Source organism: Pseudarthrobacter sp. MDT1-56 (genome assembly GCF_059383555.1).
In genome coordinates this window covers 200,618-214,107 of the sequence record NZ_JBWZCK010000008.1, presented here as the reverse complement: position 1 = coordinate 214,107, position 13,490 = coordinate 200,618, and the positions used below count along the sequence as shown (strand labels likewise).

At 66.9% G+C, this 13,490-nt stretch carries 13 protein-coding genes and 1 pseudogene; 9 read left to right on the top strand and 5 right to left on the bottom strand.

Features of this window, described 5'->3' with window-relative positions; translation table 11 throughout:
- Positions 1-58: 58 nt before the first annotated feature.
- A complete protein-coding gene (locus AC50YC_RS13160) occupies positions 59-604 on the bottom strand; it encodes a hypothetical protein (RefSeq protein ID WP_494953947.1) in 546 nt (181 codons plus the stop codon).
- Positions 601-1,917 carry an MFS transporter gene (locus AC50YC_RS13155; RefSeq protein ID WP_494953946.1) on the bottom strand — a complete coding sequence of 439 codons (1,317 nt, stop codon included), beginning with the start codon at positions 1,915-1,917 and terminating at the stop codon, positions 601-603. Before AC50YC_RS13155 ends, AC50YC_RS13160 begins: the two co-directional genes overlap by 4 nt.
- A gap of 120 nt (positions 1,918-2,037) precedes the next feature.
- Between AC50YC_RS13155 and AC50YC_RS13150 the strand changes: the two genes are divergently transcribed.
- Positions 2,038-2,157, top strand: a complete 120-nt coding sequence (locus AC50YC_RS13150; RefSeq protein ID WP_494953945.1) for a DUF8730 family Cys-rich protein — start codon at positions 2,038-2,040, stop codon at positions 2,155-2,157.
- A 60-nt stretch (positions 2,158-2,217) separates the two neighbouring features.
- On the opposite strand, the gene AC50YC_RS13145 is transcribed toward AC50YC_RS13150, so the two are convergent.
- Complete coding sequence (locus AC50YC_RS13145; RefSeq protein WP_494953944.1) at positions 2,218-2,832, bottom strand: DUF6919 domain-containing protein; 615 nt, start codon at positions 2,830-2,832, stop codon at positions 2,218-2,220.
- Positions 2,833-3,319: 487 nt separating this feature from the next.
- Between AC50YC_RS13145 and AC50YC_RS13140 the strand changes: the two genes are divergently transcribed.
- The 7 genes from AC50YC_RS13140 to deoC all read left to right on the top strand — a co-directional run bounded on the left by AC50YC_RS13140 (position 3,320) and on the right by deoC (position 10,687).
- The gene (locus AC50YC_RS13140) at positions 3,320-3,886 is read left to right on the top strand and encodes a LacI family DNA-binding transcriptional regulator (RefSeq protein ID WP_494953943.1); all 567 of its coding nucleotides are present in this window, start codon (positions 3,320-3,322) and stop codon (positions 3,884-3,886) included.
- Between the two features lie 215 nt (positions 3,887-4,101).
- A complete protein-coding gene (locus AC50YC_RS13135) occupies positions 4,102-5,112 on the top strand; it encodes a LacI family DNA-binding transcriptional regulator (protein ID WP_494953942.1) in 1,011 nt (336 codons plus the stop codon).
- A 33-nt stretch (positions 5,113-5,145) separates the two neighbouring features.
- Positions 5,146-6,120 carry a ribokinase gene (locus tag AC50YC_RS13130; RefSeq protein WP_494953941.1) on the top strand — a complete coding sequence of 325 codons (975 nt, stop codon included), beginning with the start codon at positions 5,146-5,148 and terminating at the stop codon, positions 6,118-6,120.
- 61 nt (positions 6,121-6,181) lie between these two features.
- Positions 6,182-6,586 carry a D-ribose pyranase gene (gene rbsD / locus AC50YC_RS13125; RefSeq protein WP_494953940.1) on the top strand — a complete coding sequence of 135 codons (405 nt, stop codon included), beginning with the start codon at positions 6,182-6,184 and terminating at the stop codon, positions 6,584-6,586.
- Between the two features lies 1 nt (position 6,587).
- Entirely contained in the window at positions 6,588-8,078 is a 1,491-nt protein-coding gene (locus AC50YC_RS13120) for a sugar ABC transporter ATP-binding protein (protein ID WP_494953939.1), read from the top strand.
- The gene (locus tag AC50YC_RS13115; protein WP_494953938.1) at positions 8,075-9,928 is read left to right on the top strand and encodes an ABC transporter permease/substrate-binding protein; all 1,854 of its coding nucleotides are present in this window, start codon (positions 8,075-8,077) and stop codon (positions 9,926-9,928) included. Before AC50YC_RS13120 ends, AC50YC_RS13115 begins: the two co-directional genes overlap by 4 nt.
- Before the next feature lie 90 nt (positions 9,929-10,018).
- A complete protein-coding gene (gene deoC / locus AC50YC_RS13110) occupies positions 10,019-10,687 on the top strand; it encodes a deoxyribose-phosphate aldolase (protein ID WP_494953937.1) in 669 nt (222 codons plus the stop codon).
- A 104-nt stretch (positions 10,688-10,791) separates the two neighbouring features.
- Here the strand turns inward: deoC and AC50YC_RS13105 are convergent.
- Together AC50YC_RS13105 and AC50YC_RS13100 are read right to left on the bottom strand one after the other, a co-directional pair.
- A pseudogene (locus AC50YC_RS13105) lies at positions 10,792-11,180 on the bottom strand (bile acid:sodium symporter family protein); the annotation flags it as partial.
- A gap of 104 nt (positions 11,181-11,284) precedes the next feature.
- Positions 11,285-11,665, bottom strand: a complete 381-nt coding sequence (locus AC50YC_RS13100) for a MerR family transcriptional regulator (protein ID WP_494953936.1) — start codon at positions 11,663-11,665, stop codon at positions 11,285-11,287.
- 180 nt (positions 11,666-11,845) lie between these two features.
- Between AC50YC_RS13100 and AC50YC_RS13095 the strand changes: the two genes are divergently transcribed.
- Positions 11,846-13,369 carry a SulP family inorganic anion transporter gene (locus tag AC50YC_RS13095; RefSeq protein WP_494953935.1) on the top strand — a complete coding sequence of 508 codons (1,524 nt, stop codon included), beginning with the start codon at positions 11,846-11,848 and terminating at the stop codon, positions 13,367-13,369.
- Positions 13,370-13,490: the final 121 nt, after the last annotated feature.

Sequence of the window (13,490 nt, the reverse complement as noted above, 5' to 3'; positions counted from 1 at the left end):
TCTTCCTCCTCGCTCACGGGTAATTCTACAGGCTGTCGAAGATGCCTCGACGTGGATCTCAGCCCTGCGGCCGCGGTTTGGTGGGGAACAACGGGCGGCAGTCGGTGCAGACGTCGTCGTCGGCATCCGTCGATCCGCTGCGGCCCAGCGTGACCTTGCGCTCCAGCTCCAGGCGGGCGTGCAGGGCCCATGCCATCACGGCCACGGACAGGAGGCCGACGGCGGCTTGGGCTGCCGGAAGTGCCTCCCTCGTCGAGCTCGCCCACACCAGGCCGAAGAGGCCCAGTACGGGCCAGCGCAGATCGCACAGCGTGGCCGCCGCGCCGATCGGCGCGTTCACGTAGCTGCCCACCAGGAAGCCGGTCAGGACCGACCCCGCACCCACCAGGGCGTAGCCCGTCCAGCTGGTGCCGGCGCCGGCAATCATGCCGTTGGCGGCCATCAGGAAGACCGCGGCGAGGCCGGCCGCGACGACGGTCGCGGCCACGCGTGACCGGGACCAGTTGCGGAGCACCTGCGGGAGCTGCCGGACGCGGTTCAGCCCGGCGGGCGCCTGATCCGTGCCCGTGGGGAGGTGCTCTTCGGGCCTGCTGTTGACTGTCATGGCTGCTCCTGGTCTGGGGCGGGGTGTCGTGGCTGCAGGGCGGTCCAGATGATCACGGTGACCACCAGGGCGATGGAGAGGAAGCCGAGCCCGGAATACCCGACGGCGGCCAGCACCGGACCGGCCAGCGCGCCGCCGGTCGCCCCGGCTGCGTTCATGCTCAGGTCCGAAATTCCCTGGATCGCCGGTCGGTCCTGCACATGGGCCGACTCGGCCACCAGGGCAGAGCCGGCAACCACCGAGGCGGACCAGCCCAGCCCCAGCAGGATCAGGCTCGCGGTCACGGCGGCGCCGGAATCCGGCGCGACGCCGGCCAGCACCAGCGAAACCAGCAGCATGCCCTGGCCCAGCAGGATCGTTGGCACCCGCCCGGCCTTGTCCGCCATCCAGCCGAAAACGGGGGACAGGGCGTACATGCCGGCGATGTGCAGGCTGATTGTCAGGCCGACCACCGTGAGGCTGGCCCCGTGGTCGCGCAGGTGCACGGGGGTCATCGACATGAGCGCCACCATCGTGGCGTGGCTGAGGGCGACGGCGGCCACGGCATACCGCGCCCTGAGGTTGCTTCGCAAAATCCGCAGCCCGCTCTTGGGCTGCGGCGCTTCCAGGTCGGGCACACGGGAGGCCATGGCGGTGAGGAGGGGGTCAGGCCGCAGGCCGGTCGCATAGACGACGGCGGCCGCGAGCTGGGCGGCCACGGAGAACGCGAACGCGCCCGTCAGCGGGGGCAGGCCAAGGGCGGCGCCGACGGTCTCGCCGGGACCGAAGAGATTCGGGCCCAGGACGGCACCGATTGTGGTGGACCACACCACAATCGAGAGGTCCCGGCCCCTGGATCCGGGGCGGGCAAGGTCGGTGGCGGCGAATCGGGCCTGCAGATTCACTGCCGAGCCCGCACCGAGGAGCATGAGGCCCAGCAGCAGCAACGGAAAGACGCCCAGCGCGGCGGAGCTGATCGCCGTGACGGCTCCCGCGCCGGCAATCAGGGCGCCGGTTGAGAGCGAGATGCGCCGGCCGCGGGCCTGGGCCAGCCGGGCCAGGGGGACGGCGGCGAAGGCGGCGCCGAGGGTGCTCATCGTGGCGGCCATGCCGGACCAGGCGTTGGACCCGGAGAGCTGGGCTGCCAGCAGGGAGCCCAGGGAAAGCGTCGCTCCCATACCGATGCCGCCGAGGATCTGGCCTCCGACGAGGACGGAGACCACGCGGCGCTGGAGTCGCTGATTTTCCAGTCCGGGCGGGGCCGTGGCGGCGATTCGTTCCGGGCTGTTGGCCTGGTCTGGCTTCAAGCCTTCCGGCCGTTCCTGCGTGTTCATGGCGATCCTTCGGGGCTCCCGGGCATGGCCCCTGCAGCCGGGGACTTCTTCAATATACCCTATGGGGTATTATTGTTGTATTAGGTGCGGCACCCGCGGCACCCCGAAATTGGAGTTCGTATGTGCGCTGCAGTTCGTTGTAACCGTTGTGGAAAAATCACCTGGGCCGGCTGCGGCGAGCACGTCGACTCGGTCATGGCCGATGTACCCCAGGACCAGCGCTGCACCTGCGACGGCTAACAGTCGCGGTGTGGCCCGGAGTTCAGTAGGCCGGGCCGCCAGCATTGTCTGCGACTGGTCCTAGCCGCACGTTTCGACGCCGGCCAGCGCCGTGAGGACTGCAGGCAGGAGCGCGCCGTTCCGTCCCCAGACCGGGTCGAAGACCTCCACGTACCAGGACTCTGCCAGCAGCAGGGCAAGGGTGTCGTTGGCCTCCTCGGACCAGTCGCGGAGTTGCTCGTCGTTTGCCGGGCCTTCGCTGCTGCCCAGGACCGTCGCTACTTCGCCGTCCCGCAGGGTGACGGGAATGGAAGACTGGCTCGCTTCGCCTGGAGCGTGGGCCACGGTCACCAGATCGGTCCGCCCGGACAGCCCCAGGAGCGCGGACGCTGACTCCACACTGCAGAATCCCGTCACGTAGGCGCGCTGCGAGTGCCCCTCTCCGAGCACGCCGGGTTGTGATTCCTTGGTAAATAGCCCGCTCCGGTTCAGTTCCGCGAGCTCGCCAGCGATGTCCTTCGTCTCATAGTCGTAGCTCGGGGAAAATGTTCCCGGCTGGTACTCGCTGCGGCCTTCCAGCCAGCGCGCGGTCAGCTCGCCGGCCGCCGGGATCGTGCCCGCCTGCCGCCAGACCTCGCGGTCCGCCAGGAGCCGCCCGAAAGTGTCCCGTTCGGTGGTGTATCTGTCTTCTGCCATCGGATCTACGCCTCCCTGGCGTTGGTGCCGGCGGGGCTGATCGCAGAGTGCTGCCGCAGCAGCAGGGCGAGGCGCCCGCAGCTCAGCTGCAGAGCCTCCAGCTCACGCCGGCTGTACCTATGAATAACGTGATGGACCAGCTCCGGCAACTCCCCGGCGCGTGGTCAGTGGAAGGTCCTGCACCTCCTGAGGTCTGCGGGTTTACTAAGCAGGCTAGGCCAGCGGGGTCCGACAGTGCAGGATTTTGTCCTACTGCGTCACGGCAGGCAACCCGGGGTAACACTGGGCGCCCGACAAGCTGATCCGACTCCCAGGCAGGCGGCGGCGAGCCCCCGCTATGGACATTCCCGCCCATGCGTACCCCGTCCCACCCGACATGGGCCTGGGATCCGCCCGTCGTATTAGAGTTCACACTGGGGTACACCCCAGGACGAAGTTTTCAGCAACCGCCGCGAATCCGCGGCGAAGAAGCACCCGGGAGTCATCAGTGCGGCACGGATCCAAGCCCACCATCCGCGACGTCGCGGAGTCGGCGGGAGTGTCCCTGACCACGGTCTCGTATGTGCTTTCCGGCCGCCCCGGCGGAAACACCCGGATCAGCCAGCCCACCCAGGACCGCGTCCATGCCGCGGCCCAAGAGCTCGGGTATGTGCCCAACAGGGCCGCCCGAGGGATGCGGCGCGGACGCACCGACGTCGTGGCCGTGGCGATCACCGACCTCGACGATTCCGGGGACCGCGCGCTCGCCGCAGCGGCGGCCAGGATCTTGCCCCGGCACGGCTACCAGCCGGTCGTCCTGGTGGGCGAAAGCTGGCGGCAGTTCATGCTCTCCGGCGGCGCCGATGGCGTCATTCTCGGCTCTGTGCCGGCGGACCGCACCGCCGCCGACGTCGAAGCGATGGTGGAACTTGTGGAGCGCGGCGTGACCGTGCTGATCTTCTCGGGCAACCCGCAGCCGGACGGCGTCGACGTGCTCGTGCCAGGAACCACGGGGACGGCGGCCGCCCTCGCGGAGCTCGCCCTCGACCGGATGATTTCCCGGCTGCAGGACTAGAGACCCGGCATCTGAAGGCCAGCCGCAGGCATCGGTCCCGGGGATAGCCTCAAACCTTTGCGGCAGAAACGGCGTCGGAAACCCGCCCTTGTCATCTAAACTGAAAACGTTTACAGTATTCAAAAGCCGGCGTGATTGGATTCACAACCGGCTCCTCATTCCGGCCCGGAAGGGCTGGAGCAGCAGACCCGGCCGACTCAAAGGAGAGGGCATCCGTGGCAAACATCCATGACGTGGCAAAACTTGCCGGCGTGTCGATCGCCAGCGTCTCACGCATGCTTGCTGGGGAAAACGTCCGCAGCGCCGAAGCGATCAGACGGGCCATCACTGATCTCGGCTACCGGCCCAACGCCAGTGCGCGCGGGCTGCGCCTGGGCAAGCATCACAGCATTGCGGTGATTGTCCCTGACATTTCCAACCCGTACTTCGCCGCGCTGGTCCGGGGCATCGAAGAACGCGCCATGACACAGGGTTTCCGAATCGTCGTGGCCAGCAGCGATGAGCAGTTCAGCGCGGAACAGGAACTCCTGGGCAACCTGATCGACGCCGTCGACGCTGTCGCGATTGTCCCGGCCGAGGAAGGCGACCGCACCCGCAGGATGCTGGCGGGCCTCAACAAACCGGTAGTGCTGATCGACCGGACGGTGGGTGATGAGCCGGGCTTCGACCTGGTCCATGTCGACAACGCCAGCGGTGCCGAAGCAGCCGCGGACTATCTCCTGTCCCTGGGGCACCGCAACTTCGGCGTCATCAGCGGACGCCAGGACACCGTTCCGGGACGGGTTCGCCACCAGGTCTTCCTTCAGACCCTGGCTGACGCCGGCATCCAGGTCCCCGCCCAAGCCGTCAAAATCGGCGAATTCAGCCGGGACTTCGGCCGTCACGCCGCCCAGGAACTGATCGACAGTCCCACCGGAATGACTGCTCTGTTCGTGGGCAACAACACGATGGCACAGGGTGCCCTGCTCTCCCTTCACGCCGCCGGGGTTTCAATCCCCGGTCAACTTTCCTTCCTTTGCTTTGACGACTTTGACCTTGCTGAACTGCTCCCGGCGCCCGTCACCGTGATCTCAAGGCCCGCCATCGCTGAGGGACACGCCGCCGCGGACCTCCTGCTTGAGCGGATTGAACGATTCGGCAGCCCCAAACAGCCACCCCTGGAGCACAAAGTCCTGCCGGTGAGCCTGACCATCCGGCAGTCCTGTTCCGCCCCTGCCTCCAACTGACGCTCCCAACTGACCACATCATTAAGGAACCCCATGACGACAACTGCGCCCGAAAACGGGAATGTACTGGTGATCGGAAGCATCACCTGCGACCTGACAAGTTTCAGTGACCGACTGCCGCAGCCCGGCGAAACAGTCCTCGGAAACGCCTTCACGATGGTGCTCGGCGGCAAAGGCGCCAACCAAGCGCTGGCGGCGGCGCGCGCCGGGAGCCGGGTTTCCCTGATCGGAAGCGTGGGCAATGACAGCTTCAGCGAGCTGGTCCTCGGGACCTTGGCAGAGGAGCACATCGACACCACGCACGTGATGCGCACGGAGGGACCCACCGGAATCGCCCACATCAGGGTGGATGCGTCGGCGGAAAACGACATCGTAATGATTCCGCTCGCCAACTCCCGGCTGAGCCCCGGCCACATCAGGAAGGTCCTGGGCCAGTCCGGGCGTCCCGCCAAGGTCGCCCTGATCCAGCTGGAGATCCCGCACGAATCCGCGCTGGAGGCGGCCCGCGCGTGCAAAGCCCGCGGCATCACCGTCATTCTGGACCCTGCCCCGGCTCCCGCGACGGCCCTGGACGAGGACTTCTGGCCGCACGTGGACATCGTCACCCCCAACGAGACCGAAGCGCGCCTGATTACCGGAATCGAGGTAGCCGATCACGAATCAGCCACCGCGGCGGGCCGCTGGTTCACCGACCGGGGCGTGCGGCGTGCCGTTGTCACCCTGGCCGGCGCCGGCGCCGTCGTCGTTGAACGAACCTCCTCAGACAGCACGGCCGTGACCTGGCAGGAACCCTTCCGCGTCACGGCGGTGGACACGACGGCCGCAGGCGATGCCTTTGCCGGTGTGCTTGGCAGCGCGCTGGCCGAAGGCCTGGACTGGGACGAGTCGCTGCGGCGCGCAATGGCCGGCGGCGCGCTGGCTGTCACCGTTGCCGGCGCCAGCCCCAGCCTTCCGCAGCGCGAAGCCATTGACGCGTTCCTCGCCGCGCAGGCGGCCGCAACCCGCTAGCCGCCGACGGGAAAAACCACCACCCCTACGTCCCATCCCTCTACAACGCAGTGGAGCAACTATGCGCAAAAACAGCGGTACCCTCAACCCAGCCCTCGCCCGGGTCATCTCCGAACTGGGCCATACTGACGAACTCGTCGTGACCGATGCCGGCCTGCCGATCCCGGCCGACGTGGAACGGATCGACCTGGCCCTGACGGCCAACGTCCCGCGGTTCCTGGAGTGTCTGGACGTTGTCCTGGCCGAAGTCGAGGCGGAAGGCGCCATCGCGGCGTCGGAGATCGCCGAGCACAGCCCGGAACTCCTCGAAGCCCTCAAAGAACGGCTCGGCAGCCACGGCATCCCGCTCGCACTTATCCCGCACACGGACTTCAAACAGCGGACCAGGAACTCCAGGGCCGCCGTCCGGTCCGGCGAATTCACCCCCTACGCCAACGTCATCCTCGTGGCAGGGGTGGTGTACTGACATGACAGTCACCCTCAGAGGCATCACCAAGTCCTTCGGTCCCAACCGCGTGCTCCGCGGTGTGGACCTCAGCATCGAACCCGGCGAAATTGTGTCACTCGTGGGCGAAAACGGGGCCGGAAAATCCACCCTGACCCGGATCATCGCCGGGGCCTACCAGCCCGATTCCGGTGAGATCTCCATCGACGGCGATGCACGGAAGTTCAGCAGCCCTCAGGACGCCATGACCGCCGGCATCCAGGTCATCTACCAGGAGCTGAAGAACAACCTGTTCCCGCAGCTGGATGTCGCCTCGAACATCTTCGCCCACGACGGCACCGGCGAGTTCGGCAAAATCTTCGTCAACAAGGACAAGATGCACGCCCGTGCCGCCGAGCTCCTGAGCCAGGTGGGGATCGACGTCGACACCCGCCTTCCCGTGGGGAAGCTCAGCTTCGGCCAGCAGCAGCTGGTGCAGCTGGCCCGCTGTCTGAACCACTCAGTCAAGCTGCTGATTCTCGATGAGCCGACAGCGGCCCTGGACGACCGCGAATCGGAGCTCCTGTTCGCACAAGTCCGCAAGATCCAGGCGGCCGGAGTCGCCGTCATCTACATCAGCCACCGCCTCCCCGAAGTCTTCGCCCTGTCCGACCGCATCGTCGTGATGCGCGATGGCCGCGTTTCCAAGACCGGAACCGCCGCCGAGCTGACCGAAGCCGCCGTCGTGGCAGCCATGGTGGGCGGCGAGGTGGAGAACTTCTACCCCAAGGAACACCACGCCACGGACCGCGTCCGGCTCGACGTGCAGGGACTCGAATCGGCTGGCGTCAACGGAGTGTCCTTCCAAGTCCGCGCCGGGGAAGTGCTTGGCATCGGGGGCGTGATGGGCAGCGGCAAAGGCGAGGTCCTGCGCGCACTGTTCGGACTGGACAACGCGGCCGGCTCCGTCAGCATCGACGGCAAGCTGCTGACCCTGAAATCGCCCCGGCACGCCATCAGCGCCGGTGTGGCCTACCTGACCCCCGACCGCCAGGCGGAGGGCCTCACCCTGGCCCAGCCCATCTCGCACAACGAATCCCTCGCCACCCTTGGTGCCATCACCCGGAGCGGGATCGTGGCGCTGAAGCGCGAGCGGGACCGGTGCCAGGAGATCACCACCCGGCTCAGCGTCAAATGCAACAGCATTGACGACGCCGTCGGGACCCTCTCCGGCGGCAACCAGCAGAAGGTCCTCCTGGCCCGCTGCCTGCTGAGCAACCCGGCCATCCTGCTGATGGAAGAACCCACGCGCGGCGTCGATGTGGGCGCCAAGGCGGAGATCTACTCCATCATCAATGACGTCGCCGCCCAGGGCGTCGCCGTCGTCCTGGTCTCGTCAGACCTGCCCGAACTAGTCGAAATGTCGGACCGGGTGCTGGTCATGCGCGGAGGCAGTATCAACGCTGAACTGACCTCCGACGCCCTGACCCAGCAGTCCGTCCTGGAACACGCAATGGAGACCGTATCCCGATGAAAAAAATGTCCCTCTTCAGTGACCAGCTGCGTGCGGTGTGGATGCTGGCCTTCGTGGCCATCGCTCTTGTCTTCGCCACACCCCTGTTCCTGCAGCCATCCAACATGCTCAACGTCCTGCTCACGGCCGCCGTCGTCGCCCTGATCGCCGCGGGGCAAACGTACGTGATCATCCTCGCTGAGATCGACCTGTCCGTCGGCGCGGTCCTTGGCTTCAGCGCGATCACCACCGCAAGCGTGATCAGTCAATACGGTGTTGTCGCCGGGCTCGCCGCGGGCCTCGCGGTCGGCGCGCTGGCCGGCCTGATCAACGGTGTGCTGGTTACCAAAGCCAAAATGCCCTCCTTCATCGCGACGCTGGCAACGATGTCCATCTTTGCCGGGCTGACGTTGCAGTTCTCCCAGGGCAACCCCGTGAAGGTCACCGACCAGGCGTTCCTCGCCCTGGGCCAGGGCAACCTGCTCGGCATCCCCACCCCCATCTGGATCATGCTGGTACTCGGCGTGTTGTTCGGCTACATCCTCGCCCGCACACGGTACGGCCGCGAGCTGTACGCGACAGGCGACAACGCTGATGCCGCCCGGCTGGCCGGCATCAGCACCGACCGGGTGAAAATCCTGGCCTTCATGATCTCCGGTGTCCTCGCCGCCACCGCAGGGTTCATCCTGACCGCACGTCTCGGCACGGCGCAGCCCACCGCCGGGACGGGACTCGAGCTCGCTGCAATCGCCGCCGTGATCATCGGCGGGACCAGTCTCGCCGGCGGGCGCGGGGCGCTGCTGGGAACGCTCGTCGGTGCGGTCCTGCTGGCGATGATCGATAACGGGCTCAACCTGCTCAACGTCTCCCCGTTCCTGCAGAGCGTTGTCAAGGGCGCCGTGATCCTGTTGGCCGTGTTCGTGGACCGTAACTCCGGAGTACTGATGCGCGTCTTCCGGTCCGGGCGGGCCGGTACAGCCTCCGCGGCCGCATCCGCATCCGGAGCACCGGCACCGCGCCTTCCGAAAATTGCCATGGTCACCGTGGTGGGTCTGCTGGTAGTCGGCGCCGGTGTCACCACGGCCGTACGATCCACGGACGACGGCGGGGAGGGAGGCCCGCAGAAGACGGCCACCCTGGTCATTTCCACGCTCAACAACCCGTTCTTTGTTTCCGTCGGCGACGGCGCCAAGGACCAGGCGGCGAAGCTGGGCGTGACCTTGGACGTGCAGAACGCCAACAACAACGACACGTCCTCGCTGAACCAGGCCACCACCGCGCTGGTCAAGAAGCCCGGAGTGCTGCTGCTCGACCCGACCTCCAGCGAGGCTGGCGGATCCATCACCGTCAAGGCCAACCAGGCGAACGTCCCGGTAGTCGCGTTCGACCGGGTGCCGGACCAGGGAAAACTGGCGGCCTTCATCGGCTATGACGCTGTCCAGGCAGGTAAGAACGGCGCCAAGGCGCTCTGCGAAGCGGTCGGCGGCTCCGGCAAGGTGGCGGAGCTGCAGGGCCTCCTTGGCACCAGCGTGGCACGGGACCGGTCCGAGGGCTTCAAGGCCGGAATGAAGGAATGCCCGGGCGTTGAGGTCGTCGCCGTGCAGTCCGCGGACTTCGACCGCGGCAAGGCATTGGACGTAACGACCAACATCCTCCAGGCCAATCCGGGCATCACCGGTATCTACGGCGCGAACGATGAGATGGCGCTCGGCGCTGTCGCCGCCGTCAAGTCACGGGGCCTGCTGTCCACAATCAAGATCGTCGGAAACGACGGTATCGGCGACGCTCTGGCCGCCGTGAAGAGCGGGGAGATGTACGCCACGAACGCGGAGAAGTCGAGGAGTCCCGGGTCCTGCAGGGCCAGCTCATAACCGGCAGCGGCGTCGAGAAGTTCTGCTCGTATCTGCGGGAGATCGGCGACGCAGCCACCTGCAAGTAGTCCCTTAGATCCAAGGAGAATCATGACTGAACTGAATGCGGCCAGCCTGGCCGCGATCGTGGACCACACCTTCCTTCAATCCACCGGAACCAGGGCCGAAGCCTGTCACGCTGCCGCCGAGGCGGCACGGCTAGGCGCATACTCGGTCTGCGTCTCGCCGTCGATGCTGCCACTACCTGCCACTGGCACGCGGATCACCGCCGTGTGCGGCTTCCCTTCGGGCAAGCACCACAGCAGCGTCAAGGCAGCCGAAGCCCGGGAAGCAGTGCGCCACGGTGCGGACGAGATCGACATGGTCATCGACGTCGGTGCGGTCCGAGCCGGTGACTATGACGCCGTCGAACGGGACATCGCCGCCGTCCGCGAGGCCGTGCCCGCACCGACGGTGCTCAAGGTCATCCTGGAGACGGCCGCGCTCAGCGATGAGCAGATCGTGCGCTGCTGCGGCGCCGCCGAAAGCAGCGGGGCCGACTTCGTGAAGACGTCTACCGGCTTCCACCCGGACGGCGGAGCCACCGTCCGCGCAGTGGAACTGATGGCACGGACGGTGGCCCCGCGCCTCGGGGTCAAAGCGTCTGGCGGCATCCGGGACTGGGCCGCAGCGCAGGCGTTGATCGCGGCAGGCGCCACCCGGCTGGGACTGTCCGGCACGGCAGACGTTCTCAGCGGCGGACGCAGCACCGGGTACTGACCGTGAAACCCTGCAGGCCGGCCCGGCAGCAGCTGCGCCGACCTGCAGGGTTTCACGGTCAGTACCCGACTGACCGGTGGTCCCGGAGGGCAGAGTCGCGCCCGTCAGCCGTCATGCAGCGGACGCCCCGCTAGCCGGGCCGCAGCGATTGCGCCGGGGACGTTGTGACAGTGTGAGAACACAGCCGAGGGCCGCGCGGTCAGCGGGCGGAAATGCGCCGTGGCCAGGGTGGGGGCCAGGCCGGAGCTCTGCATGCCGCCCTCGAAGGCCAGCGCGCGGCGGGCTTTGTCCTCCAAGCGCCCCAGTTTGCCCGCGGGGTACGCCAGGCCGAAACCGTTGCGCAGCACCACGGCCAGGAACACGATCCGCCCGCTGCGACGATCGTGCCGGCGCTTCCGGCCGCCACAATCGCCACGATCAGTGCAATTACGACGACGGAGGCCCAGGGCAGCCCCCGCAGCACCCTGCTGACGAGGTTCTTGAGGAACAGGCGGCCAGCAGGCGGCGCTTCAGGGCGAGTTCGTGACCGTTCCGCCCGAATATGTCACATTCTGGGGCTCCTGCCGCCGCGGGGCAGCGTAGTTTGATAGGTCGTGCTCAGGTGGCGAGGCGGCCAAGCAAAGCGATGAAGTCATCCGCCTGTGCGAGGTTGCGGACCATTTTGGCGCGCTGGTGCGCCGCCTGTTCCAGGATTTCCGCGATCCGGATGGCAGATCCCGGCGCGCCCGGCCCTTCCCTGAGCAGGCCCAGGATCTCGGCCATTTCCTCCAGCGAGAACCCCAGCGGCTTCATCTGCTTGATGACCATAAGCCGTTCGAAATCATCCTGCGAATAAACCCTGAAGCCGCCGTCCGTCCGCGCCGTTGCGGGCAGGAGTCCGACGTCGTCATAGTGGCGGATGGTCCGCAGGGACAGGCCGGTCCTGTCTGCCAACTCGCCGATGTGCATGGTGCTGGCGCTGCTGGTATTGCCGGTCATCAGGGTCTCCGTCCTGTTCGGATTTAAACCCTACCATCACGTTAGGGTAGGGTTTGGACGGTTGGGGTTGAGACCTTCACGACCAGTTTCCCCTCTTCCCGGCGCGGCGCTGCGCCCCTCATTCATTAGTAAAACGAAGCCGCCGTCGGCGCGTCTTCCCGAGTCTGAACGGAGCCAGCAATGGCCACCAAAACCGCCGGACCTGTCCCGGCTCTGACGCCGGAGCAGCTCCAATCGGTCCGCGGCACCCTGCGGTCCCCGCGACGGCTGAAGACCGAGGCTCTCGGCGGACTCGTCGTCGCGCTGGCCCTGATCCCGGAGGCCATCGCCTTCTCGATCATCGCCGGCGTGGACCCGAGGATCGGGTTGTTCGCGTCCTTCACCATGGCCGTGACGATTGCCTTCGTCGGCGGCCGCCCGGCGATGATCTCGGCGGCCACGGGTGCCGTCGCCCTGGTGATCGCCCCGCTGGTGAAGTCCCACGGCCTGGACTACCTCATCGCCGCCGTGATTCTCGCCGGCATCTTCCAGATCATCCTGGGCCTGTCCGGGGTCGCTAAGCTGATGCGGTTCATTCCCCGCTCGGTCATGGTGGGCTTCGTCAACGCCCTGGCCATCCTGATCTTCCTGTCCCAGGTCCCCGAACTCCTTGGTGTCCCCTGGCTGGTCTATCCGCTCACGGCCTTCGGGCTGCTGATCGTCTTCGGGCTGCCGAAGCTCACCAAGGCCGTGCCGGCCCCGCTCGTCGCGATCGTGGTCCTGACGCTCATCACCGTCCTGGCTGCCGTCACGGTCCCGACCGTAGGGGACAAGGGTGCGCTGCCGGACTCGCTGCCCTCACTGCTCATACCCAACATCCCGTTCACGCTCGAGACATTGCAGGTGATCTTCCCGTTCGCGCTGGCCATGGCCTTCGTGGGACTGCTCGAATCCCTCATGACCGCGAAACTCGTCGACGACATCACGGACACCCGCTCCCACAAAACCCGCGAGGCCTGGGGCCAGGGCGTCGCAAACGTCGTCACCGGCTTCTTCGGCGGCATGGGCGGCTGCGCGATGATCGGCCAGACCATGATCAACGTCAAGGCCTCCGGCGCCCGGACTAGGATTTCGACGTTCCTGGCCGGCGTCTTCCTGCTCATCCTGGTTGTGGTCCTCGGCGACATCGTTTCGCTGATCCCGATGGGCGCCCTCGTGGCGGTGATGATCTTCGTCTCCGTCGCCACCTTCGACTGGCACAGCATCCACCCCCGCACCCTGAAGATGATGCCCAAGAGCGAAACCATGGTCATGGTCGCCACAGTCATCGTCACCGTCGCCACCCACAACCTCGCGATCGGCGTCGGGGTCGGGGTGCTCGTGGCCATGGTGATGTTCGCCCGGCGCGTGGCGCACTTCGTCACGGTGGACCGCACAGTGGCCGAGGTCGACGGCGTCCCGGTCGCCACCTACAAGGTGAACGGCGAACTGTTCTTCGCGTCCTCCAACGACCTCTACACCCAGTTCGAATACGCTCTGGACCCCGAGCGCGTCGTCATCGATATGCACGCCTCCCACCTGTGGGACGCCTCCACCATTGCCGCGCTGGACGCGATCACCGAAAAGTACCACCACCACGGCAAGGACGTGAAGGTCGTCGGCCTTAACGACGCCAGCCTCCTGATGCGCGAACGCCTCGGCGGCAAGCTCGGCGCCGGCCACTAGCCGCGCTCCAGCCCAGTTACTTCTACCCGCACCCGGGAAGCCACGGCCTGCCGCCCGCATTCGCAGGGATTTCAGGCAGCGGCCCAGGAGTAACCGGGCAGGAACGCGGGCGGTGCGAGCT

What these genes read in the sequence shown, in the direction of transcription:
- AC50YC_RS13160 (WP_494953947.1), bottom strand. Translation starts at nt 604, where the DNA reads ATGACAGTCAACAGCAGGCCCGAAGAGCACCTCCCCACGGGCACGGAT.
- AC50YC_RS13155 (WP_494953946.1), bottom strand. Translation starts at nt 1,917, where the DNA reads ATGAACACGCAGGAACGGCCGGAAGGCTTGAAGCCAGACCAGGCCAAC.
- AC50YC_RS13150 (WP_494953945.1), top strand. Translation starts at nt 2,038, where the DNA reads ATGTGCGCTGCAGTTCGTTGTAACCGTTGTGGAAAAATCACCTGGGCC.
- AC50YC_RS13145 (WP_494953944.1), bottom strand. Translation starts at nt 2,832, where the DNA reads ATGGCAGAAGACAGATACACCACCGAACGGGACACTTTCGGGCGGCTC.
- AC50YC_RS13130 (WP_494953941.1), top strand. Translation starts at nt 5,146, where the DNA reads ATGACGACAACTGCGCCCGAAAACGGGAATGTACTGGTGATCGGAAGC.
- rbsD (WP_494953940.1), top strand. Translation starts at nt 6,182, where the DNA reads ATGCGCAAAAACAGCGGTACCCTCAACCCAGCCCTCGCCCGGGTCATC.
- AC50YC_RS13120 (WP_494953939.1), top strand. Translation starts at nt 6,588, where the DNA reads ATGACAGTCACCCTCAGAGGCATCACCAAGTCCTTCGGTCCCAACCGC.
- AC50YC_RS13115 (WP_494953938.1), top strand. Translation starts at nt 8,075, where the DNA reads ATGAAAAAAATGTCCCTCTTCAGTGACCAGCTGCGTGCGGTGTGGATG.
- deoC (WP_494953937.1), top strand. Translation starts at nt 10,019, where the DNA reads ATGACTGAACTGAATGCGGCCAGCCTGGCCGCGATCGTGGACCACACC.
- AC50YC_RS13100 (WP_494953936.1), bottom strand. Translation starts at nt 11,665, where the DNA reads ATGACCGGCAATACCAGCAGCGCCAGCACCATGCACATCGGCGAGTTG.
- AC50YC_RS13095 (WP_494953935.1), top strand. Translation starts at nt 11,846, where the DNA reads ATGGCCACCAAAACCGCCGGACCTGTCCCGGCTCTGACGCCGGAGCAG.